Source organism: Acetobacter sp., assembly GCF_047723915.1.
Classification (GTDB): Bacteria; Pseudomonadota; Alphaproteobacteria; order Acetobacterales; family Acetobacteraceae; genus Acetobacter.
Genome location: NZ_JBDOBQ010000010.1, coordinates 44,815 through 67,069 on the forward strand (window position 1 = coordinate 44,815; position 22,255 = coordinate 67,069).

At 63.1% G+C, this 22,255-nt stretch carries 18 protein-coding genes and 1 pseudogene; 7 read left to right on the plus strand and 12 right to left on the minus strand.

Annotation, left to right across the window (positions count from 1 at the left end; all coding sequences use genetic code 11):
- The first annotated feature begins 37 nt into the window (after positions 1-37).
- The gene (locus ABF990_RS07595) at positions 38-283 is read left to right on the plus strand and encodes a hypothetical protein (RefSeq protein WP_415490847.1); all 246 of its coding nucleotides are present in this window, start codon (positions 38-40) and stop codon (positions 281-283) included.
- Between the two features lie 135 nt (positions 284-418).
- Here the strand turns inward: ABF990_RS07595 and ABF990_RS07600 are convergent, their stop codons facing one another.
- Genes ABF990_RS07600 through ABF990_RS07615 form a run of 4 tightly spaced genes read right to left on the minus strand, consistent with a single transcriptional unit; the run spans position 419 to position 3,037 of the window.
- Entirely contained in the window at positions 419-1,642 is a 1,224-nt protein-coding gene (locus ABF990_RS07600) for an MFS transporter (protein WP_415490846.1), read from the minus strand.
- Positions 1,639-1,962, minus strand: a complete 324-nt coding sequence (locus ABF990_RS07605) for a hypothetical protein (RefSeq protein WP_415490845.1) — start codon at positions 1,960-1,962, stop codon at positions 1,639-1,641. The genes ABF990_RS07600 and ABF990_RS07605 overlap by 4 nt, the downstream gene beginning before the upstream one ends.
- A 7-nt stretch (positions 1,963-1,969) precedes the next feature.
- The gene (locus tag ABF990_RS07610) at positions 1,970-2,536 is read right to left on the minus strand and encodes an isochorismatase family protein (protein WP_415490844.1); all 567 of its coding nucleotides are present in this window, start codon (positions 2,534-2,536) and stop codon (positions 1,970-1,972) included.
- Between the two features lie 48 nt (positions 2,537-2,584).
- Positions 2,585-3,037, minus strand: coding sequence for a MarR family winged helix-turn-helix transcriptional regulator (locus ABF990_RS07615; protein WP_415490843.1), 453 nt, complete (start codon positions 3,035-3,037; stop codon positions 2,585-2,587).
- A gap of 352 nt (positions 3,038-3,389) precedes the next feature.
- Between ABF990_RS07615 and ABF990_RS07620 the strand changes: the two genes are divergently transcribed.
- From ABF990_RS07620 to ABF990_RS07635, 4 genes are all read left to right on the plus strand, one after another.
- A complete protein-coding gene (locus tag ABF990_RS07620; protein WP_415490842.1) occupies positions 3,390-4,874 on the plus strand; it encodes a tetratricopeptide repeat protein in 1,485 nt (494 codons plus the stop codon).
- Positions 4,871-5,311: a MarR family winged helix-turn-helix transcriptional regulator gene (locus ABF990_RS07625; protein ID WP_415490841.1), complete on the plus strand. Its 441-nt coding sequence runs from the start codon at positions 4,871-4,873 to the stop codon at positions 5,309-5,311. The genes ABF990_RS07620 and ABF990_RS07625 overlap by 4 nt, the downstream gene beginning before the upstream one ends.
- A 263-nt stretch (positions 5,312-5,574) precedes the next feature.
- A complete protein-coding gene (locus ABF990_RS07630) occupies positions 5,575-6,792 on the plus strand; it encodes a DUF2075 domain-containing protein (protein ID WP_415490840.1) in 1,218 nt (405 codons plus the stop codon).
- Positions 6,793-6,938: 146 nt separating this feature from the next.
- Entirely contained in the window at positions 6,939-7,586 is a 648-nt protein-coding gene (locus tag ABF990_RS07635; RefSeq protein ID WP_415490839.1) for a TetR/AcrR family transcriptional regulator, read from the plus strand.
- A gap of 60 nt (positions 7,587-7,646) precedes the next feature.
- Here the strand turns inward: ABF990_RS07635 and ABF990_RS07640 are convergent, their stop codons facing one another.
- The 6 genes from ABF990_RS07640 to ABF990_RS07665 all read right to left on the minus strand — a co-directional run bounded on the left by ABF990_RS07640 (position 7,647) and on the right by ABF990_RS07665 (position 13,775).
- Positions 7,647-8,066 carry a ketosteroid isomerase-related protein gene (locus ABF990_RS07640; protein WP_415490838.1) on the minus strand — a complete coding sequence of 140 codons (420 nt, stop codon included), beginning with the start codon at positions 8,064-8,066 and terminating at the stop codon, positions 7,647-7,649.
- Between the two features lie 14 nt (positions 8,067-8,080).
- Positions 8,081-8,959 (minus strand): carbon-nitrogen hydrolase family protein, encoded by an 879-nt coding sequence (locus ABF990_RS07645; protein ID WP_415490837.1) that lies wholly within the window; start codon positions 8,957-8,959, stop codon positions 8,081-8,083.
- Positions 8,956-9,594: a GNAT family N-acetyltransferase gene (locus tag ABF990_RS07650; RefSeq protein WP_415490836.1), complete on the minus strand. Its 639-nt coding sequence runs from the start codon at positions 9,592-9,594 to the stop codon at positions 8,956-8,958. Before ABF990_RS07650 ends, ABF990_RS07645 begins: the two co-directional genes overlap by 4 nt.
- Positions 9,595-9,623: 29 nt before the next feature.
- Entirely contained in the window at positions 9,624-10,502 is an 879-nt protein-coding gene (sucD, locus tag ABF990_RS07655; RefSeq protein WP_415490835.1) for a succinate--CoA ligase subunit alpha, read from the minus strand.
- Positions 10,502-11,701 carry an ADP-forming succinate--CoA ligase subunit beta gene (sucC, locus tag ABF990_RS07660; protein ID WP_415490834.1) on the minus strand — a complete coding sequence of 400 codons (1,200 nt, stop codon included), beginning with the start codon at positions 11,699-11,701 and terminating at the stop codon, positions 10,502-10,504. The genes sucD and sucC overlap by 1 nt, the downstream gene beginning before the upstream one ends.
- 496 nt (positions 11,702-12,197) lie before the next feature.
- A complete protein-coding gene (locus ABF990_RS07665) occupies positions 12,198-13,775 on the minus strand; it encodes a B12-binding domain-containing radical SAM protein (RefSeq protein WP_415490856.1) in 1,578 nt (525 codons plus the stop codon).
- Between the two features lie 374 nt (positions 13,776-14,149).
- Between ABF990_RS07665 and ABF990_RS07670 the strand changes: the two are divergent.
- Positions 14,150-16,688 (plus strand): annotated as a pseudogene (locus ABF990_RS07670) (excinuclease ABC subunit A).
- Between the two features lie 136 nt (positions 16,689-16,824).
- On the opposite strand, the gene ABF990_RS07675 reads toward ABF990_RS07670, so the two are convergent.
- Positions 16,825-18,306, minus strand: a complete 1,482-nt coding sequence (locus ABF990_RS07675; protein ID WP_415500074.1) for an amino acid permease — start codon at positions 18,304-18,306, stop codon at positions 16,825-16,827.
- A gap of 266 nt (positions 18,307-18,572) precedes the next feature.
- On the minus strand, positions 18,573-19,055 hold the full coding sequence (locus ABF990_RS07680; RefSeq protein ID WP_415490831.1) for a GNAT family N-acetyltransferase: 483 nt from the start codon (positions 19,053-19,055) through the stop codon (positions 18,573-18,575).
- 510 nt (positions 19,056-19,565) lie between these two features.
- On the opposite strand from ABF990_RS07680, the gene ABF990_RS07685 reads away from it, so the two are divergent.
- Positions 19,566-22,211, plus strand: a complete 2,646-nt coding sequence (locus ABF990_RS07685; RefSeq protein WP_415500075.1) for a cellulose biosynthesis cyclic di-GMP-binding regulatory protein BcsB — start codon at positions 19,566-19,568, stop codon at positions 22,209-22,211.
- Positions 22,212-22,255 lie beyond the last annotated feature (44 nt).

The window sequence follows — 22,255 nt, forward strand, 5'->3', positions numbered from 1 at the left end:
CTGTTCTCCATTCATTTCCTTCAATGGAGTCTCGCTGATGGCGTCTATGCTCAGGTGTGCAAGCTGCACGTGTTCCACGTGCGCGGTCGCCTGCGAGGTCGTTTCTCTCCGGTTTGCACTGGACATGGTCCGGCGCGAACTCTCAGCGGACAGTCTGGCAAAACTGCTTGTTTATTTCGATGCATTGCATGACACGCACAAAATCCCGTTTTGCGATACACGCGCCATACTACGCGGGATCACCATCCCGGATTTTGTACCGCATATGGCGTGTCTCGAATAAGCGGACCATATGTCCACACGCTGAATCGGCCCTATATGGGGCAGCCCGTGCCATGGTGCCCGAGCGTCCTGATAGCCCCCTGACAACGCCCTGATCCCCTGACTGCCCGCGTCCGGTTCACTGGCCAGACAATGCTCAGGCGGGTCCTGCGCGTTGGCGCAGCATGGTAAAAAACCCGACACAGGCTGCTGCAAAGCCAGCGGCAGCACCCACGCCGAGGGCCCAGCGCGGGCCGAACGTATCAGCCACCCAACCTACGATCGGCGCACCGACGGGGGTACCGCCCAGGGCGACACCCACCCGCAGCGCCAGCACGCGCCCACGCATTTCGGGCGTGGTGGAAAGCTGCATGAGACTGCTGGAGGTGTTGGTAACAGTCAGCATGGCTACGCCGGTCATGGCCAGGGCAGCAGCAAAATACCAGTAGCCCGGCGCAAAAGCGGCCAGAACACAGCCAAGCCCGAAAATACCCGAACCTGTCACCAGCAGATCGAAACGCGGCTTCTCCCGCCCTGCCCCCAGAATGGCACCGGCAATCGTACCCACCGCCATGATAGCCGAAAGCACACCATAGCCCCATGCATCCGTATGAAAGACGCTGACCGCCATGGTGGAGATGAAAATAGGAAAGTTCATGCCGAATGTCCCGATCAGGAACAGCATGATCAGGATCGCACGGAGGTCAGGTCGCACCCAGGCGTAACGTAAACCGGCGGTAAAGCTGCCCTTTGTTCTGCGCGCCCGGGCATGCTGGCGCAGGGTGCTGGTGCGCAGCGCCAGCAGGGAGAACAGCACCCCGATAAACGATGCCCCATTGATCAGAAACGCCCAGCCGGTGCCGATCCAGGCAATAACCATGCCCGAGACGGCAGGCCCGATCATGCGCGCGGCGTTGAATGAGGTGGAATTGAGCGCCACGGCATTATGCAGGTCTTCGTCCCCCACCAGCGCGGCCACAAACACCTGACGCACCGGCGCGTCGAACGCGGCCGCGCTGCCGAACAGGAAAGCGAAGACATAGACATGCCACAACCGCACCGCCCCGGTCAGTGTCAGCAGGCCAAGTGCCAGAGCCAGAACACCCATGGCCGCCTGGGTCAGCACAAGCAGGCGACGCTGGTTGAAATGATCGGCGGCAAAGCCTGTCCAGGGCAGCAGCAGCATCTGCGGTCCGAACTGCAACGCCATGACCACCCCCATGGCCGAAGCGTCATGATGGGTCAACTGGGTCAGGACCAGCCAGTCCTGCGCCGTGCGCTGCACCCATGTCCCGATATTCGAGACAAAGGCCCCCCCGGCCCAGACACGGTAATTGGCGTTCCGCAGCGAGCGGAAAACAGCGTTGGGGGAATACGTCACGGCTGGCGCATCACCTGAGCACCGTAAAAAGCGGCCGAAATGCGGTCATGCATAAGCGGGACAGAAAACGCGCCCAGCCCGGCTGCCGCGCCCTCGCTCATATCCGTCAGCATAAAACCGCCATCCTGCCAGAGCAGCCCACAAGCAACGCTCAGGTTACGCCCCTCCAATAGGACGTTGACAGTGGCAGCCGACAGCCCCCGCCGCGACGGGCTTGCAAACAGTGCCTGGAACGCGCGCCCCATCATGCCGCTGCCCCCGTGGAGCACCGCATGAGCCACAAAAAAGCCGCACCACACCAGGACAAAGGACAAAGCCACACCAGTGTCAGTTCCCCCGCCCAGGCAGCAGGGCAATCACCTCCGCACTCGACCCCACCTCACCCAGTCGGGGAAAAACCGTGTGTATGCTGTAGTCGTGCCCCTGCGCTCTGGTATCGGTCATGGCGTCAGCCGCAAGGGTCACGTTGAACCCTGCCTCATAGGCCTGCCGCGCGGTAGCCTCCACCCCGATCGAGGTTGCCACACCTACCAGCACCACCTGGGTCACGCCTCGTGCTTTCAGCCTCGTCTCCAGATCGGTGTTGGCAAAAGCACCCCATGTACGCTTGGTGACGATCATATCGCCGGGCTGCGGGTCGAGTTCGGGTAGGAAATCCGTAAAATCAGGCGGGATGGTACCGCTGGAAGCGGGTGGCGTTTCCGTCCGCCCCGGAGCCCTGCCGGCAACATTGACCAGCACCACAGGCAGCCCACGCGCCCTGAAAGCACCAGTCAGTTCGCATGTCCGGGCGAGAACCTGCGCGATGGGATGAAGAAAAGCCGCACCGGCAAGACCTTTTTGCAGGTCAATGACGACAAGAGCCGTGTCGGGATCGATAATGGACAGCGCCATGGGAACTCCTTGGGCAAAAGGGGCCCGCAAGGCCGACCCCGGTCACGATCAGTCTTCCACGATCCGGCGCAGCAGCCCGACAGCCGTGTTGAGCAGCGCCTGCTCCGCCGGTGAAAAACGGGACTGGACAGTACGGGCCAGCCAGTCCTGCCTGGCTGCACGCCCCTGAGCGACCTGCTGGCGGCACGATGCGGTAAGAGACAGTAAGGTCTGCCTTTTATCTGCGGGATCGGGTTCAGCCTGGACCAGACCTGACTGTATCAACGCGGCAATAACGGGAGCCATGGACTGGGGCCGCATACCGGCCCCACGCGCCAGGCTGGATGTTGTCGCGGGGCCTTCCGCCTCAAGTTGCAGCAACACCGAAACCTGGGACGGTGTCAGATCACCCACATGGGCCTGCTCGCGCAGGCGGCGCTTGAGCTTGCCCAGCAGGGCACGGAGATCCTGCGCGAGGCGTGACGCATCGGGCGAGGGCTGAGTGTCTGGTTGTGCAGTCATGATACATGATCCAACCATAAATACAGTCTACCTGTAAAGATAAACTGTTTAGTCTAGCTGTGCTTATGGCAGTACGGATGCACGCGCTCCGGGCTGGCAGTCGCAACCTCTCGCCCTTGGTCGTGCAGCGGAACACCCGGCTTGCGGACCACGCAGTCCATCGTGGAAAGCTTTGTGGAAACCCCTTGGAAACTCTCTTGGAAACCGTGCCGGGGGGTTGACCTGCGCTGCGGATCGTTGAATGAAAACGAAAGCAGCACCTGCTCTGCCCGCAGGCTGGCAGGACGGACGGAACGCGCCGGAAAAGCCGTGCCCGACCGGGCTTGGTGCATGCAGCAAGGGGGAGTGAACAATGCAGGCAAACCAGACAGTCACGCCTGCCGCGCCCCCGCCCCGGGTAGAGGCATGCGCGCAGACCGGACACCCTCCTGGCAGTGGCGAGGCGCTGCAACTTGCGGGCCACCTGACGGAGGCTGAGCAGGCCTACCGCCGGGTTCTGGCCCAAAACCCCGATGACGCCCGGACCCTGAGCAATTACGGCGGCCTGCTATGTGCGGTCGGGCATTTTCCGCAGGCGCGGGAAACGCTGGTCCGTGCCCTGACCCTTGCCCCCGACATGGCGGATGCATGGTCCAATATGGGCAATGTCCTGTTCCGGCTCCAGCAGTATGACGACGCAATTGCCGCCTACCGGGAATGCCTGACCCGCCACCCCACCAATGCGCTGGCGCTGAGCAACCTGGGCGTGGTGCTGGACCAGCGCGGACAGCACGCCCTGGCGCAGAAATTCCACACCGCCGCCGTGCAGCTCACCCCCCATAATGCACAGACCCGCACCAACTATGCGCTGTCCCTGCTGGCGCAGGGAGATTACCTGCGGGGTTTTGACGAATACGAGTGGCGGTGGAACACGCTGGCCACCCGCTATAACGGGCTGAACGCGCCGCTATGGAATGGCGAACCCTTTGCCGGGCGCACCCTGCTGATCCATACCGAGGGCGGGTTTGGCGACATGATCCAGTTCGCCCGTTTTATTCCCCTGGCCGCCCAGCGGGGCGGGCGTACCATCACACGCGTCAGGCCCCAGTTGCTCAGCCTGCTGGAACAGTCGTTCCCGGATCAGACCTTTGTCACCGAGGATGACCCGGTTCCAGCACATGACCTGCAATGTTCCGTGCTCAGCCTGCCACGCGCCCTGAAAACGACGCTGGCCACAATCCCCTACCCGCAGGGTTTTCTGCGCGCGGACCCGCACAAGGCGGCGTTCTGGGCTGGCAGGCTGGCGCAGGACGCGGCAGACTGTTCCCTGCCCCCGGGCATTTCTCCCCTGCGTATCGGGCTGGTCTGGGCCGGTGCGCCCCACCCCGAGGTCCGGGTTGCCGAACTGGCCGACCGCCAGCGTTCGACCGATCTTGCAACCTTTGCCCCCCTGGCCGGGGCGGCCCCTACGGCCCTGTTCTACAGCCTGCAACTGGGTGAAAGAGCAGAGCAGGCCCACACACCGCCACCCGGCATGCGCCTGTTCGACCACACGGCCCTGCTGCGTGACTTCAGCGATACGGCGGCCCTGATCAGCCAGCTTGACCTCGTGATCGCGGTGGATACCTCCACCGCCCATGTGGCCGCCGGGCTGGGAAAACCGACCTGGATGCTGTCGCGCCTGGATCAGTGCTGGCGCTGGCTTTCGGGGCGGGTCGATTCCCCCTGGTATGACAGCCTGCGGATCTACCAGCAGGTGAAGCCGGTCGACTGGTCGGCCCCTATGGAGCGGATCTGCGCGGATCTGCGTCTTTTCACCCCGGCCCGCGCGCAGGCGGGGCAGGACGTGAGCGCATGAGCACCGACCGCGACGACTACGAACTGGACATGCAGATCGGCCACCTGCTGCGCCGGGCCTACCAGCGCCATACGGCCATTTTCCAGAAAGGCATTGCCGACGACCGGCTGACATCCGTGCAGTTCGCAACCATGGTCACAATCCGGCAGTTCGGCACCGCCCCGCTGGTCCAGATCAGCCATGCCACCGCAATCGACCATGCCACATTGCGCGATATCGTCGCCCGGCTGAAGGAGCGCGGTCTGCTGTGCGTGGTGCAGGACAAGGCGGACCGCCGTCAGCGCCTGGTGTCCCTTTCCCCCGAGGGTGAAAAACTGCTCCAGGACACCATACCGGCTGCCCGTGCGGTGACCGAGCTGACACTTGCCCCGCTGGATGCCTGTGAACGGATCGCCGCATTGCAGGTCCTGAAAAAACTCGCCCCCGAGGATATCTGAGCCGGATTTTCGGCCATTTCTCATGGCGCCCACACGGTCGCCTCCCTGTTTCCACACGAAAAGCGGGGATAGGGCCGGGTCTTTCGGGCTGAGCCATGACGGTCGCGTGGTTCCTGTATTGGCCGGTCCGGGTGGTGTCGGCCTTGCCCATGCCGCCGGGGCAGGGCGGCATGGGCTGATGTACGCAAGGCAGGTGCCGGTATACCCCGCTACGCAAGCCCCGCCGTGCCGCATATGATCCGGCCCGGCAGAAGGGGTGCACGATGGCTGAACAGAACGCGCAGAGCAACCGCTCCGAACTTAAACTTTCGCCCGAGCGCACGCTCAGTGCCGCGCAGGATGCACTTGTGCGCCAGATTACGGCTTTCTGCGAACATCATGGCCGCGACAGCCAGGCTGTCTTCGTTCTGCATGGAGAGGCCGGAACCGGGAAAAGCCTTGTTCTGAACAAGGCCTTCACTGCAATCCAGCAGGCGGCGCGCGTGGGCGATCCAGCCAGTCCGCTGGCGGGCACGCGCAATGTATTTCTGGTCAACCATCCGGAAATGATAAAACTTTACCGCAATATTTCCGAAAAATCAGACGTTCTGCGCAAGAAGGACTACGAGCGCCCGACCACATTCATCAACCACATGGACAAGACCGGCCAGCGGGCCGATATCGTCTTTGTGGACGAAGCCCATCTGCTGCTCAGCCGCGCCGACCGTTACAACCGCTTCACGCAGGACAACCAGTTGCGTGAAATTATCCGGCTCAGCCATGTCGTGGTGCTGGTTTTCGATCCCGGGCAGGTTCTGAAGTTCAAAAGCTACTGGAATGACAGTCAGCTTGCGCAAATACTCGGCCCTGTCCCGCACGAGGTCCATACCCTGAAGGAACAGTTCAGGGTCCGGGCCGAACCCGACATGCTGGCCTGGATTACGGCGTTCCGCCACAGAACGCTGCGACCGCTCCCCGCGAAACAGGATTTCGACTTCCGTATTTATGACGATGCCGCCGTCATGTATCGCGACATTCAGGACCGCAACGCACGGTACGGACTGTCACGCATGCTGGCTACATACGATTACCCCTACACGCTGAACGGGCAGGACCATTTCATACACGAAGGCGCGTTCAGGCTGCGCTGGGACCGTGCGCGGCCCGAACAGCGCCTGCCATGGGCCGAACGGCCCGATACGATTGACGAGGTGGGGTCGGTCTATACCGTGCAGGGCTTCGACCTGAATTATGTGGGGCTTATTCTGGGCCCGTCGGTCATGTATGACCCGCATACGGCGCGTATCGTCATTGACCCTGCCAGGTATGAGGACAGCGCCGCCTTTGCGGGGCGCGGCCACCTGCACGACCCCGACGCCATCAAGGAACAGATCATGCTGAACGCCGTTAACGTTCTGATGACGCGTGGCACAAGGGGGTTATATGTCTATGCCAGCAATCCGGCCCTGCGGCATGCGCTCGCGGCCCTGCGCCGGGACTGATACCCGGCACCGACAGGGTGCGGGGGCACCGGGGGCGGCTTGTGTCCTGTCGCAAATCCGTGGTTTTTTTCATTGCTGGCGAATAGGCCAATAACCGATTTTGTGTTATAATCCATCACGTTTCCCAGAATCCGATGAGGCCTTGCGTGCCTATTCCCGACATATCGCCCGCTCCACGCAAGCGCGGCCGCCCTGCACGGGGCACACCGCCAAGCCGGGACGTTGTCCTGGGTGCCGCCCTTGCGCATTTTTCCCTGACCGGTTTCGACGGCACGGGCCTGCGCGACATTGCGGCCACCGCCGGGGTGGACGCAGCCCTGATTTCGCACACATTCGGCTCGAAGCTCGATTTATGGAAAGCCGTGGTCGATGAAATCGCCAACCGGCTGGCGGAGGCGCAAAAAGACATCATCCGCCTGCACGACGCCAGTGCGCCCACGGAACAGCGCGTGCGTGAAGGCCTGTCCTGTTTTATCGCCACCAACTGCAAGATACCGGAACTGGCGAAATTCCTGTCCGATGAAATGAGCCAGCCCGGCGCCCGGCAGGATTATGTCATGCTGCGGATCTGGCAGCCTTATCAGGCCGCCATGCTGCCCCTGCTCCACGATGCAAAAGCCGACGGGCTGCTGGGCGAGGGTTCGCCCGAACTCACGCTGCGCATGCTCATGGGGGCCATCATGCTGCCGCTGATGATGATCCGGCGCAGCGGGGACCTGCCTCTGGGCGAAATGTCCCGCCTGAAGGACCGGCTGGTCAAGACCGTGCTGCCCATGTTCCTGGAAGCCACCTGACGGAAAACCCCTGCAGCCACCACCCGGCAAGATGGCGGCCCGGGACCGGTGCGGGTATGTTCAGGTACCGGGGTTGTTGATCTGGTGCACCCATAGCGGCAGGTTGTAATAGTTCGTCACCCGCGTGATCATGCCATCGCGAATATCGAAAAACGCACCCACAGGCAGCGCGTATTTCTGGCCCGTGGCGGGGGGCAGGCCCTGCTCGGTCTTGAGATATTCGCCATGCACCACGAACTCCACCGCCGCGCGCGTGCCGTCGGGCGTGGTCATGACAACCCGGTCGGCCGAACGTTCGCGGTAGAATCCTTCCATCCGTTTGAGAAAGGCCGCGAATTTATCGCGCCCTGTCTCCTGCCCGCCCTGGTTGATGTCATGCACGACATCCTCGCTCAGCAGGGCGAGAATGGCGGCGCTGTCCTCGCGGTTGAAGGCATCGTAATAGGCTTCGATCAGGGCGTGTGTCTGCTCGGCGGACATGTCTTGTTTCCTGTTCAGGCGGAAAAGGGCTGTACGGGGGCCGGCGGAACCGTCTTGGGCCAGTCGCGGCAGTTCCGCACCGCACCGTTCTCGCGCACTTCGTCCAGGGTTGCGGGGTCCAGCGTCGCGAACACCCAGCCCCCCTGGTCCAGCGTGCCTTCGGCCATGATCCCGTCAGCGGGAAAACCCCGGTCAACCGGGCCATACACGCCCGCGCAGCCGTGGTTTTCATCCAGCGTGGCAAGCCAGGGTGCCAGCCCCACAGTGGGGGAGACCGCGACAAAGCACTGGTTTTCCAGCGCCCGGGCCTGGGCCGAAATACGCACGCGGTTGAAGCCGTGCATGGAATCGGTGCAGGTCGGCACCAGGATCAGCCACGCCCCGGCTTCGATCTGGGCGCGGGCCAGCATGGGGAATTCGGAATCGTAGCAGACCGAAGTGCCGATTTTGCCCCAGGGTGTTTCAAACACCCCCGGCAGGTCACCCGCGCGCACACCCCAGGATTCGTTTTCAAACCGGGTCATGACATGCTTGTCCTGAAAGGCGACCTGTCCGTCCGGCGCGATCAGGGGTGCGCGGTTGCGTACAAAACCCACTTCCGGCCGGGGCAGCGTGCCGGGCATGAGCCATACCTTATGGCGGCGCGCGGTCTCGCGCATGATGGCCAGAATGGCGTCGCTCTGCTGGCATACGGCTTCCAGTTCAGCGGACGGGTCGGGCCGGTCGGTCAGGGCGCCGGCCACTTCCATGCAGGAATATTCCGGCATGAGCAGCAGATCCGCCCCGGCTGCCCCTTCGGCCACCAGCGTGTCCAGATGGTGTGCGTAATCGTCGATGGTGCGGTTGCGGGCGACTTCCCAGGCCAGCACGCCCAGACGCAGGGGCTTGTTCATAGGGCTTTCTCCTGTTGCAAAAGCTCGGCCGGAACCGGCCTGCCGCGCAGTGGTTTTATGAAAAAATCAAGCAGGTGCGATGTTTCGGCGGCCTGCTCCGGTTCTTTCCAGTCCAGCGTGCAGGTCACGCCCGGCAGGGGCTGGAACCCCCGTTTTGCCCAGAAGGCATGCAGGCTTGTCGCCCCTTCTGGTTTGGCCGGGTGGTCCGCCGGGCGGCGCACGGCGCAGAATGTTGCGAAATCGGCCGTGCTGGTGGCCAAAGCGTGGCGTTCGCGCTCCTCGAAAAAGCGCACGCCCAGACCATGCCCCCGGTAGGACGACAGCAGGACGGATTCACCAAAATAGAAGAACGACTCCGCCGACAGGCCGCGCTGTTCGAACGGGGCGCGGATGGCGTCCATTTCGTCGCGCATGGGCAGGCAGGTGGACGCGCCGACAATGCGCGCCCCGTCGCGCGCGACAATGACGGCGGCTCCCGTACTGCGCACATACAGGCCCAGATAGGTCTGCTCGTACGCCTCGTCACCGTCGTACAGGTATGGCCATTCGCGGAAAACCGTAATCCGCAACCGCGCAAGGTCAGGCAGGATGGGCACGATATCCGTGCCGGTCAGTGTTTCGATCGTGATGCTCATGTCTTCAACCCGAATTCCCTGGTGCCACGTTACCCGCCCTGCAGGACCGCTTTCAATGTCGCGCCCAGCAGGGAGGGGTCGGGGGCGATATGCACCCCGGCACCGCGCAGCGCCTCGATCTTGGCGGCGGCCGTGTCATCCCCGCCGGAGACGACCGCGCCCGCATGGCCCATGCGCCGCCCCGGCGGTGCGCTAAGCCCCGCCACCAGCCCCACGACGGGCTTGGTCGTACGGCTGTCGCGCAGGAAGCGGGCTGCCTCGCATTCCGACTGACCGCCGATTTCCCCGATCATGATAATGGAGTCGGTCTGCGGGTCGGCCAGGAACATCTCCAGCACATCAATGAAATCCAGCCCCTTGATGGGGTCCCCGCCTATGCCGACACTGGTGCTCTGGCCCAGCCCCAGGGCCGATGTCTGGGCCACGGCCTCGTACGTCAGGGTGCCCGAGCGCGAGACAATGCCCACCCGCCCCGGCCTGTGAATGGGGGCTGGCATGATGCCGATCTTGCATTGCCCGGGCGTGATGACCCCCGGACAGTTCGGCCCCACCAGCCGGCTGGACGACCGGTCCAGCGCCTTGCGCACACGCAGCATGTCCAGCACGGGAATGCCCTCTGTAATGCACACGATCAGCGGCACCTCCGCCCCGATCGCCTCCAGTATGGCATCGGCCGCGCCCACGGGGGGCACGTAGATCACGCTCGCCGTCGCGCCCGTGGCGGCCACGGCCTGGGCCATGGTGTCGAACACCGGCAGGTCCAGATGCGTGCTGCCACCCTTGCCCGGGGTTACGCCGCCTACCATGCGTGTGCCGCAGGCAATGGCCTGCTGGGCATGGAAGGTACCCTGCGCACCGGTAAAGCCCTGTGTCAGCACGCGTGTTTCATGGTTGACCAGAATAGCCATCAGACTGTCCTCCGTGCGCGGACGGCGGCCACGATCTTGCTGGCCGCGTCTCCCAGGTCCTGCGCGACCGTTACCGGCAGGCCGGATGCCTGCAGCAGGGCCTGTCCTTCCTCCACATTGGTACCTGCAAGCCGCACCACCAGCGGCACGCCCAGCCCCACATCGCCACAGGCGGCAATTACGGCCTGGGCGATCAGGTCGCAGCGCATGATGCCGCCGAAAATATTGACCAGAACGCCTTCCACCTGCGGGTCCGCCAGCAGAATGCGAAAAGCCGCCGTCACGCGCTCCCGCGTGGCGCCCCCGCCAACATCGAGAAAATTGGCCGGGGCCTCGCCACGGGCATGGATGATGTCCATGGTGGCCATGGCAAGCCCGGCCCCGTTGACCATGCAGCCGATCGAACCTTCCAGCCCGACATAGGACAGGCCGAAGCGCGAGGCTTCGACCTCACGCGGGTCTTCCTCGTTTTCGTCGCGCAGTTCCTCGATATCCGAGTGGCGGAACAAAGCGTTGTCGTCAAAGCCCATTTTCGCGTCCAGGGCCAGAAGTTCGCCCCCCTCGGTCACCACCAGCGGGTTGATCTCGATCAGGGCCGCGTCAAGCTGGACAAATGCCTTGCAGGCGGCACGCACAAGGGCTGCAAAGGACTGGATCAGCCGCCCCGACAGGCCCAGGCCCACGGCCAGATTGCGGGCCTGGTAGTCCATGAACCCAAGCCCGGCATCGATACTGACACGCAGGATACGCTCGGGCGTTCTGGCCGCCACATCCTCGATATCCATACCGCCATCGGGGGAGGCGACAATGACCAGGCTACGGCTTTCCCGGTCGATCAGCAGCGACAGATAAAGCTCGCGCGCGATGGCGCAGCCCGCCTCCACATAAAGCCTGCGCACCAGACGCCCGGCAGGGCCGGTCTGGCGGGTGACAAGAACGCGGTCGATCATCTCGCAGGCGACACGTTCCGCTTCGGCCGCGCTGCGCACGATCCGCACGCCGCCACTGGCCGGTTCACCCACAAACTGGCCCGCACCACGCCCGCCGGCATGGATCTGGGCCTTGAGAACGAACACATCGCCCGGCAGGGATTTTGCAATTTCCTTTGCCTCGACTGGCGAATGGGCGACATGGCCCTGTGGCACCGGCACCCCGAACGATTTCAGGATCGCCTTTGCCTGGTACTCGTGAATGTTCATGCTATCCTGTCAGCTTCGGAATAAGACTATCGGACCACGCGGAAAATCGGCATGATGAGGGACACACAACGCCTGCATACAGCGTGTGACACCCCTCCCCAGGACGCGACCCGGCATAGCCACGACCGGCACCAATTTAATCACCAATCGGTGATTATATGAGAGCACAAGCGCCGTCAATCGACCCGATGGCGCGCAATCATGACAGGGCGGTATCAGCCGTCGGGCGGCGCGGCGACTCCCTGCACACCAAGCTGGCGCCCCCCATGCGTCGACGGATGGCGCGAAGCCTGCTGTCCGGCAGTGCTGGCCGCGCCTTGACGCCCCCGGCCAGCACTGCCGGTCTGCTCTGTCGGGTCTACGCGGACCGATCTGCCGCCGCACCACGGGTGCCTCCGGACCGGATTTGGCGAAGGCGGATAGCAGGGAGCAAGTCCGGCTTGCTCCCTGCCGTGTGCGCACTGCAATCGGCCTCAAGGTCCTGTCAAAAATCCGGTCAGGCCGGTACGAGAACCGGATCGGCGGGCTGTTGCAGGACGGGTGGGGCATGCCAGCGACCCTGTTCGACAGTGCTGATTTCCCGGTCGATCTCGCCCACGACCTGGCGGGCGAACGGACCGAGATGCAGATACAACGCACTGGTCATGACCACATAAGGCAGGGCTTTGGGGTTATGCAGGGCGCAGTCCAGCATCATGCGCCAGAATGACCCGGCCGTTCCCGGACCCGCGCGGTGAATGCGCAAAAGAAGCCGGAAGAAACTGCGCAGATCGCCCTTTATCATCTTGTGGCCCCGCTCGCGCCTGAGCATCCGGCCCAGCCGGCGCACACGGTCGAAATAGGCGGATGGATGATAGATTTCCTCCAGCACCGTGCGGTAGTCGTTCAAAACATCCTGACGCGGTCGTTTTGTTTCGAAATTCAGCCCCGCGGTGCACTGGTCCCCCGATTGCGTCTGCTCACTGCCCGAGAACAGCCGCCCTTCGGCCAGCAGGCGGCGCGTGAGCTGCGTCGTGGGCAGGGCATAAAGCAGGCCGACCATGCAGACGGGAATGGCCGTGTCCTCAATGCATTCGATCATGCCTTGGGCAACACTGCCTTTTTCACTATCGAACCCGACAATGAAACCCGCATTCACGAATATCCCGGCCCTGTATATTGTCTCGATACTCTGTTGCAGGCTGCGGCGCGTGTTCTGCTTTTTCTGCGTCATGACCAGGGTATCCGTATCGGGGCTTTCTATCCCGATGAACACCGCGAAAAAATTGGTCTCGGACAGGCCACGCAGCAGGTCCGCGTCATCGGCAAGGTTGATCGAAGCCTCGGTCGAAAATTCGAACGGAAATTTCTTTCTGTTCTGCCATTTTTTCAGCTCCGGCAGAAATTTCTTGAGCGCCTTTTTATTCCCGATCAGATTGTCATCGACAAAATCGACATGCCCGCGATACCCAAGGGCGTACAGGGCGTCGAGTTCCGCCAGAACCTGTTCATTGGTCTTGGTGCGTGGCACCCGGCCGTACAGTTCGATAATATCGCAGAACTCGCAACTGAACGGGCACCCGCGCGAAAACTGCACACCAACATGCAGGTACTGGTCAAGCTTGAGAAGATCGAAGCGTGGCAAGGGGCTTTTTGTAACGTCTGTCTTGCCCATCGGGGCTTCGAACACGCCTGTCGCGGCCCCGCTGCGCCAGGCCGCAACAAAGTCCGCCATGATTTCCTCGGCTTCTCCCAGAACCTGAAAATGCGCGGCACTGTAGAGAGCGGGGCTGGATGTCACATCGGGGCCGCCAACCACCACCGGCTTGCCCAGGGTGCGGCACATCTCAATCAGGTGCAGGGCGTCGTTTCTCTGGGGCAGCATGCCGCCGGTCATGACCAGATCGGCCCAGGCCAGATCGTCGTCGCTCAACACCTCGGTGTTGCGGTTGACCAGCCTGATCTCCCAGTGTGCGGGCAGCAGGGCGGCAACGGTAATCAGGCCCAGCGGGGCTGCCGGATAACGCGCCCCGGACAGGTCACAGGTCTCCTTATAGTTCCAGAACGAACTGGCATTGAAGAGCGGGAAGATCATCAGGACCCGGCAGGTGTCGGGTCTGGCGACAGGGCCCGTCAATTGCGCATATGGCCATGGTCAAGAAGCCCTCCCCCCATGGTCATGGGGCTCATGCGGACGAACTGACCCACCCTTGGTGAAACGGTAACTATTCCGGCGAACGATCATCGTATGGATCTTCCATCTGGGTGAAGAGATGTTTCTACCCCGTCTCTTTGCCAATAGCGAACGGAAGAGCGCGCAGAATAAAACGTTGGGCAATTTTTACCTGTGCGCCGGATAGCTACGCGAACGCGACATATCGCCCTGGCGGGCTGTTTTTTCCCCGCATCCATGCAGCCAGAGCCATCCGGGCGCGCTAGAGTGCCCCCAGTTTGATCTGGAGCAGCCTGATGACACAGAATTCTGGCGCGCGGCCCATGGACCCCAGCGGGTTTGTCCGGGTGCGTGGCGCGCGTGAGCATAACCTGCGCGACGTGAATGTGGATGTCCCGCGTGACACCATGGTGGTGTTTACCGGGGTTTCGGGTTCGGGCAAGTCTTCTCTGGCGTTCGGCACCCTGTATGCCGAGGCTCAGCGCCGTTACCTGGAATCCGTCTCCCCCTATGCGCGGCGGCTGTTCCAGCAGATGCCCGTACCCGATGTCGATACGGTGGATGGACTGCCCCCCGCCATTGCCCTGCAACAGCAGCGCGGGGGCAGTTCAAGCCGGTCCTCTGTCGGCAGTATCACCACCCTGTCGAACCTGCTGCGCATGCTGTATTCACGCGCGGGCACCTATCCGCCCGGTCTCGACCGGCTGGAGGCCGAAGCGTTTTCGGCCAACACCCCCATGGGGGCCTGCCCGCGCTGCCACGGGCTGGGCCGCGTGCATGACGTGACAGAGGCAACACTGGTGCCCGACCCGGCCCTGTCCATCCGCGAACGGGCGGTGGCGGCCTGGCCTACCGCGTGGCAGGGCCAGAACCTGCGCGATATCCTGATTACCATGGGAATCGACGTGGACTGCCCCTGGCGCGACCTGCCCGCCAAAACGCGGGAGTGGATTCTGTTCACCGACGAAACGCCCAGCGTGCCGGTTTATCCCGGTTTTACACACGCGCAGGTACAGCGCGCCATTGCGCAGGGGCTGGAGCCCGCCTACCAGGGCACGTTCTCGGGCGCGCGGCGCTACGTGACGCAAACTTTCGCCAATTCGCAAAGTGCGTCCATGCGCAAGCGGGCGGAATCGTTCATGATCTCGGCCGACTGCCCGCTTTGCCACGGCCAGCGGCTGAACCCCGACGCCCTGCGCGTGACGTTTTCGGGCATGAACATTGCAACGCTGGGGGCACTGCCGCTTGAACGCATTGCCGCGGCCCTTGCCCCCGTGGCCAACACGCCCGACAGCCCGGATGATGACGCAACGGCCATTGCCGCACGCCGCATTGCCGTGGACATGATTGCCCGGATCGATGTGCTGGCCCAGCTCGGGCTCGGCTACCTGCAGATGGACCGGGGGGCCCAGACGCTCTCGCCGGGGGAATACCAGCGCCTGCGGCTGGGCACGCAGATCCATTCCAGCCTGTTCGGCGTGGTCTATGTGCTCGATGAACCGTCGTCTGGCCTGCACCCGGCCGACACGCAGGCCCTGCTGGCCGCGTTTGCACAGTTGCGCGCGGCGGGTAATTCGCTGTTTCTGGTCGAGCACAACCTGGATGTGATCCGCCAGGCGGAATGGATTGTCGATGTCGGGCCGCAGGCGGGCGAACGGGGCGGGCAGGTGCTGTATTCCGGCCCGCCCGAAGGCCTGCGGGACGTGGCGGAGTCCCGCACGCGGGAATATGTCTTTGCCCCGCCCGCACCGGTGGCCAGCACGCCGCGCACGCCCAAAGGCTGGCTGCGGCTGGCGGATATCGAATGGAACAACCTGCACCGGCTGGAGGCGGCCTTTCCGCTGGGAACGTTTACATCCGTCACCGGTATTTCGGGCTCGGGCAAGTCCTCGCTGGTCAGCCACGCGCTGACCACCATTGTCGCGCGCGCTGGGGCAGGCCCTGCCCACGGCGGAGCCGGAGGACGACGCCCCCCACGCCCCACGCGCTGCCGAAACCAGCCCCGAAGGCCGCGTGGTTTCGGGGCTGGAGGGCATAAGCCGGCTTGTGGTGATCGACCAGAAACCCATCGGCCGCACGCCGCGCTCCAACCTGGCCACGTATACCGGCCTGTTCGACATGGTGCGCAAGCTCTACGCCCGCACCGATCTGGCCCGCACGCGCGGATACGACGCGGGATGGTTTTCCTTCAACCTGGCCAAGGGCCGCTGCCCGCGCTGCGAAGGGGCCGGTTCGGTCATGGTCGAACTGCTGTTCCTGCCCAGCGTCTATGCGCCCTGCCCGGTCTGCCACGGCAGCCGCTACCGGCCGGAGGTGCTGGATGTGCGTTACCGCGACCATTCCATAGCCGATATTCTGGGCATGACCGTGGATCAGGCCTGCACCTTCCTGGAGGACCAGCCGGGGCCGTTCGCCTGCCTGTCCACCCTGCGCAAGGGCGGGCTGGGCTACCTGCGGCTGGGCCAGCCCGCAACCGAACTGTCGGGGGGAGAGGCCCAGCGCATCAAGCTGGCGACCGAACTGCAAAAGCAGCGGCGCGGCCACGTGCTGTATGTGCTGGACGAACCCACGACAGGGCTGCATCCCTCGGACGTGGACCGGTTGCTGACCCACCTGCAGGATCTGGTCGAGAGCGGGAACACGGTCATTGTCGCCGAACACGACATGCGGCTGGTGGCCCGTGGCGACTGGGTGATCGATATCGGCCCGGGGGCTGGTGACAAAGGGGGCATGATCGTAGCCGCAGGACCGCCAGAAACGGTCGCACGGGACGCCGCAAGCCGGACCGCGCCCTTTCTGGCCCGCGCCCTGCATCCACAGGAGCAGCCGGGGTAGAAGGCCCGACCATATTCCCCGCCCCACAAGACCGAACGAGCGGCCCGCGCACCGGAAACGGCCCGTTCGGCACTACGCCTGTGGCAACGTTCAAAACCATACCTTACGCGCCACATATATGGGCCCGCCCGAACGCTCAGGGCTGCCCCGGATGTTCCAGAACACGACGGGTCAGCTCGATGGACGGTACGGTCTCGGGCATGAGAATGGGAGGTTTGTTCCTGACCAGTTTCCAGCCGATCACCATCAGCACCGCCAGAATGGGGCTTAACGCCACGGTCAATGTACCGTCAGGATAGTCAAGCGCCATCAGCACCAGAACGCTGGCCAGAAAACCCAGCGTCAGCCATGACGTAACCGGCGCGCCGGGCATGCGGAACGGGCTGGGGGGAGCCTTTCCACGCGCTACCGCGCGACGGTAGGCGATCTGGCTGGCAAGGATGAACCCCCAGGTGCTGACAATGCCCAGCGCTGAAATGTTCAGCACGATCTCGAACACCTGCGCGGGCACGATATAATTGAGCACCACCCCCACAAGGTAGATCGAAACCGTCAGGAAAATACCCGCGGATGGCACGGACTGACGGTTCATGTAAGCCAGAAAGCGTGGCGCGGACCCGCCAAGGGCCAGAGCGCGCAGGACGCGGGCGGTGGAATACAGACCCGAATTCAGGCTGGACAGGGCGGCTGTCAGCACCACGAGGTTCATGGCCGTATCCACCCCCGGCACGCCCAGCGCCTGAAAAAACGTAACAAATGGCGACACACCGGCCCTGTAGGCGGTCCAGGGCAGCAGGCAGACCAGCAGCACCACAGAACCCACATAAAACAGCGCGATACGCCAGATCACGCTGTTGATGGCGCCGGGCAGGATCTCACGCGCGTTCTCGCACTCCCCCGCCGCCGTTCCCAGCATTTCTATACCCGAATAGGCGAAGACCACTCCCTGGATCAGCACAAGGGCCGGCAGTACGCCGTGGGGGAAAATACCGCCATTGTCGGTAATCAGGTGCAGGCCCGTGGCATGGCCCGCGACCGGCACGCGCAACCCCAGAAGAACCGCCCCCACAACCAGGAACAGCGCAAGAGCCGCCACCTTTATGAGAGAGAACCAGAACTCCATCTCGCCAAAATATTTGACGCCGACCATGTTCATGCCGGTCACGACACACAGCGCGCCAAGGGCGAAAACCCATTGCGGTACCGCCGCGAACGGCGCCCAGAACTGCATGTACAACGCCACCGCCGTAATATCGACAATGCCGGTCATGGCCCAGCTGAGAAAAGACATCCAGCCCGCGACATAGGACGCCCGATCCCCCAGGAATTCCTGCGCGTAGGAGACAAAACTGCCACAGGTGGGGCGGTACATGGCCAGTTCACCCAGGGCACGCAGGATCAGGAAGCAGAAAACGCCGCAGACCAGATAGACAATGGCAAGGGCCGGGCCCGTCGCCTGCAGCCGCGACCCCGCGCCCAGAAAAAGCCCGGTGCCGATCGCGCCGCTGATCGCAATCATCTGGACCTGACGCCTGCCCAGCCCCTTGTGGTAGCCTTCCTCCGTCACGCTGCTGGCCAGAGGCCGGGCGGGAGCGTCTGTATGAGCGGGTGTGGCCATGCAAGAGCTCCTGCCTGAAATATCCTGCGCCAACCCGACGCATGGGGGCAGGCCGACCAGAACATCCGACCGGGGTGGCACCACCGGGCAGGCCTCGTCAGTTCCCGGCGTACCTGCCTTCCCCCATGAATACCAGCCTGCGCAAGTCGTTGCGTACCAGGAACAGTGTGTCAGACAAAAACCCGCCGGGCAAGCACCATGCGCGCCGTGAAGGCCGCCCCTGTCAGGTGGCCCTTGCCATCCCCAGCAAGAAGCCGCACAGACGCCTAAAGCGCCTGGAACATGACGAACGCATCCACAAAACCCGCATTGGGGTGTTCGAACGCATGGGGCAGGCGCCCCACGATCTCGAATCCCAGGCTCGACCAGAGACCGACCGCCCGCACATTGGTGGCGACAACAAAATTGAACTGCATGGCCCTGAACCCCCACAGTCGCGCCATGGCAATGGAATGGGCGCACATGGTCCTGGCAATGCCGCGTCCGGTATGCTGCGCACTGGTCATATAGCCGCAGTTGCAGACATGCCGCCCGCCACCGCGCTGGTTGGGCCGCAGGTAGTAAGACCCCAGAACCTGCCCGTCTTCCACCGCGACAAAGGTCTCCTTGTCAGGGCCCATCCAGTAAGCCAGGGCGTCACCCTCGGTCATGTCCCGGTCGAGGGCATAGGTTTCCCCCGCGCGGATCACGGGTTCCAGAATAGCCCATATGGCAGAACGATCGTCTGTGCTGACGGGGCGAACGATCATACGGGACACCTTGCAATCTGCCGGACAGGCAAGTGAGGATACAAAGCCCCACAGAAGCCGAAAACCAGGTCGAATATGGACTGGATACCCGGCACGGAGAAGCACACAGACGGGAATTCCAACCTGCTCACAGAATATTGCTCCCGATAAAAAGTAATACAAGAATCGTTACGACGTCAATTGGACAGAACATCTATGAGCAAAATGGTTTCAGAAAGGTTATTCCTGCCCCCGGATAATTCTTCATAACCGGCGGATTACGGACACTTGACTGATATTATTTTATTACAATAAATTAACTTGCGTGTACTTTTCCACCCGGATAAATCATACCGCGATTAGTGCAATTTTTTAATTTCCCCCTGTTTTACCGCTGATTTTACCTACCCGACGCGTTTCCGCCCAGAGCGGGAATCGCCGCGCCCAACCCTGCTGCCCTGCCATACCGCCTGACCGGCATCTCCTTTATTCGGGGGTGTTGTGTACCGCATTTGAGAGAAAGAAGCTGTCGTGTTCAAAGCCGGTTCCCGCCTGATCTGGTCTGTCAGCGCACTGAGCGTTGCAGGCTGGATGGCCTTGACAAATAGCCCTGCCGCATGGAGCGCTGGCTCCCAGGATTCCGCCCCGTACGAAGTACCGGAACATCCCAGCGCGCCACTCTCCCCCTCGGATGTCTCGCTCAACGCACCTGCGGGTCACGCGCCGACCGGCGCCGCAGCCATTCCCGGACCCAGCGTGCCCGCCACCGGCAGGCCCGCCACCGCCACGCCGTATGGCAACGCGCCCCTGCCCCCAAGCGGTATCCCGCAGCCATCCGACCTGCCGCCTCCGGCCATTCCCGCATCCGACACGATGCAGGCGCCGCCAGCCCCGGCCCCGGCCCCCAGCGCGCCGGTCATGCAGCCGCCCGCTGGCTATGCCCCTGGCTACCCCGCCACATCCTACCCGAATGCAGGCCAGGCACCCCAGGCTCCTGCCATGGCGGATACCGGCCTGGCGCAACCCGAAATCACACGCACCCTGACCCTGCGCGACCTGGGCGTACCCGGCCCCATGACGCTGCGCGGGTTTTCACCATTGCAGGGGCTGGATATTCCCATCCCCGCTGATGAAGTGGTCACCCGTGCGCAGATCGTGCTGGATGGCGCGCTGTCCCCGTCCCTGCTGCCCGAGGCCAGCAGCCTGACTGTCACCCTGAACGAACAGTATGTCGGGACAGTTCAGGTCGATCCCAAGAATTCGCGGTTCGGTCCTCTTGTTTTCGATATCGATCCCATCTTTTTTTCCCGCCTCAACCACCTGAACTTCCAGTTCGCGGGGGAATACCGGCGCGACTGTAACGATCTGCACAACGGTGTGCTCTGGGCACGGGTTTCCGATCTTTCCAAAATTATCGTCACCACGGTCAAGCTGCCGCCCGTGCGCAGGCTGGCCCACCTGCCTGCCCCATTCTTTGACAAGAACATGCACGATGTGCTGCGGGTGCCGTTTGTCTTCCCGCACGCCAACGGCCAGAGCGACCTGAAGGCCGCGGGTATTGTGGCGTCGTGGTTCGGCAAGCTGGCCGATTTCCGCGGCACGTCCTTTCCCGCATCCAGCGCCTTTCCCGCCACCGGCAATGCCGTGGAGATCGGCGAGAACCTGCCTGTGGACAGCAATGGCACCCTGCCATCCGGCCCCACCGTGTTCGAAGCGGCCAACCCCAATGACCGCTGGGGCACCATTCTTGTCGTGACCGGGCGCAACCAGCAGGATGTTGAAATTGCCGCGCGCGTTCTGGCGTTTTCATCCGACACGCTGGGCGATGTCCCTTACCGCGTAGTAAGCGACGTCACACTGGCGCCGCGCAAGCCCTACGACGCACCAGCCTTCGTGCCGACCGACCGTGTCGTACGCTTCGGGGACCTGATCGCCGAACCCGACCTGCAACGCCAGGGTGGCGCACCGCTGGGTATTTACGTACCGTTCCGCCTGCCGCCCGACCTGTTCCGGTGGAAACAGCACAGCTACCCGGTCAAGCTGAATGTCCGTACCCCCGCCGCCGCCGCGTTCGAACGCGAAGGGGCGCGGTTCGACGTCCTGGTGAACAATGCCTATGTGCAAAGCTTCCCGCTGTTTTCCGACGCGGTCTGGAAAAAGGTCGAAAACCATATGCCCGGTCTGCAGACCGGAGCGCTGACTTTCAATTCCGCCCTGCCCCCATGGCTGCTGTTCGGTGGCCGCAACCAGCTTGACCTGAGCTTTAACGTGCTGCCCATCGACCGTGGCGCCTGCCGCCGCGTGAACGATGACTTCATTGCCGAAGTCGATTCCAGCTCGACCTTCGATTTCCGCAACAGCTACCATTACACCACCCTGCCCGACCTGTCGTATTTTGCCGGTGCCGCCTTTCCGTTTTCCAGAATGGCCGACTATTCCCAGACCGCCGTCGTGCTCCCACCGCAGCCCGACATGGGTGTAACCTCGGCTTTTCTTGAACTCATGGGCTTTCTGGGATCCTCGACCCAGTATCCGGTCACGGGGATCGATCTGGCTTCCAGCGCCGATCTGAGCGGCCTTGCCCAGAGCAAAGACATCATCGTGCTGTCGACCATCGACCAGTTGGGGACCGCAAACTCCCTGCTGTCCCGCTCGGCCTATGAAATCAGCGGCCAGTCCATCAGGCTGGGCCAGAAAACCCTGCTCGACGGGTTGTGGTATCTGTTCCAGGACAAGGACGACGCAGGCCAGAACAACAATGCAAAACCAGCCCTGAACACGCCGATCGTCAATGCGTCCCTGCTGGTGGGCGGGCAGTCGCCCTACACAAACCACCGCTCTGTCGTGGCCATCCTGGGCGACCGCCCGGCCCAGCTCCAGCAGATGATTGCCAGCCTGCGCGACCGCCAGTTCCTGCCGGCTGTGCAGGGTGACCTGGTGATCAAGAACGGCACCGTGCTGACGAATTATCGTAACGCCAACCGCTATACCGTGGGTTCCCTGCCGCTGTGGATCCGCATCGAGATGGCTCTCGAACACCACCTGCTGTTTCTGGCATTTGCCGGACTGCTTGGAACGGGTGTGCTCGCCTATGGCACGGCCAGGTGGCTGAGAGCGCATGCCCGCCACAGATTGCAGCGCCGCCTTCCCGGAGAAGACGAGCCCATCGATTCGTGAACGCTGGCCACGGCCCCGCTACGTCACCATACTCCCCCGCAGGT

Excerpts from the sequence above, each read along its gene's own strand:
- ABF990_RS07650 (WP_415490836.1), bottom strand. The coding sequence starts at position 9,594 with ATGAGCATCACGATCGAAACACTGACCGGCACGGATATCGTGCCCATC.
- ABF990_RS07625 (WP_415490841.1), top strand. The coding sequence starts at position 4,871 with ATGAGCACCGACCGCGACGACTACGAACTGGACATGCAGATCGGCCAC.
- ABF990_RS07680 (WP_415490831.1), bottom strand. The coding sequence starts at position 19,055 with ATGATCGTTCGCCCCGTCAGCACAGACGATCGTTCTGCCATATGGGCT.
- ABF990_RS07615 (WP_415490843.1), bottom strand. The coding sequence starts at position 3,037 with ATGACTGCACAACCAGACACTCAGCCCTCGCCCGATGCGTCACGCCTC.
- ABF990_RS07665 (WP_415490856.1), bottom strand. The coding sequence starts at position 13,775 with ATGATCTTCCCGCTCTTCAATGCCAGTTCGTTCTGGAACTATAAGGAG.
- ABF990_RS07675 (WP_415500074.1), bottom strand. The coding sequence starts at position 18,306 with ATGGCCACACCCGCTCATACAGACGCTCCCGCCCGGCCTCTGGCCAGC.
- ABF990_RS07595 (WP_415490847.1), top strand. The coding sequence starts at position 38 with ATGGCGTCTATGCTCAGGTGTGCAAGCTGCACGTGTTCCACGTGCGCG.
- sucC (WP_415490834.1), bottom strand. The coding sequence starts at position 11,701 with ATGAACATTCACGAGTACCAGGCAAAGGCGATCCTGAAATCGTTCGGG.
- ABF990_RS07645 (WP_415490837.1), bottom strand. The coding sequence starts at position 8,959 with ATGAACAAGCCCCTGCGTCTGGGCGTGCTGGCCTGGGAAGTCGCCCGC.
- ABF990_RS07620 (WP_415490842.1), top strand. The coding sequence starts at position 3,390 with ATGCAGGCAAACCAGACAGTCACGCCTGCCGCGCCCCCGCCCCGGGTA.
- sucD (WP_415490835.1), bottom strand. The coding sequence starts at position 10,502 with ATGGCTATTCTGGTCAACCATGAAACACGCGTGCTGACACAGGGCTTT.
- ABF990_RS07640 (WP_415490838.1), bottom strand. The coding sequence starts at position 8,066 with ATGTCCGCCGAGCAGACACACGCCCTGATCGAAGCCTATTACGATGCC.
- ABF990_RS07610 (WP_415490844.1), bottom strand. The coding sequence starts at position 2,536 with ATGGCGCTGTCCATTATCGATCCCGACACGGCTCTTGTCGTCATTGAC.
- ABF990_RS07630 (WP_415490840.1), top strand. The coding sequence starts at position 5,575 with ATGGCTGAACAGAACGCGCAGAGCAACCGCTCCGAACTTAAACTTTCG.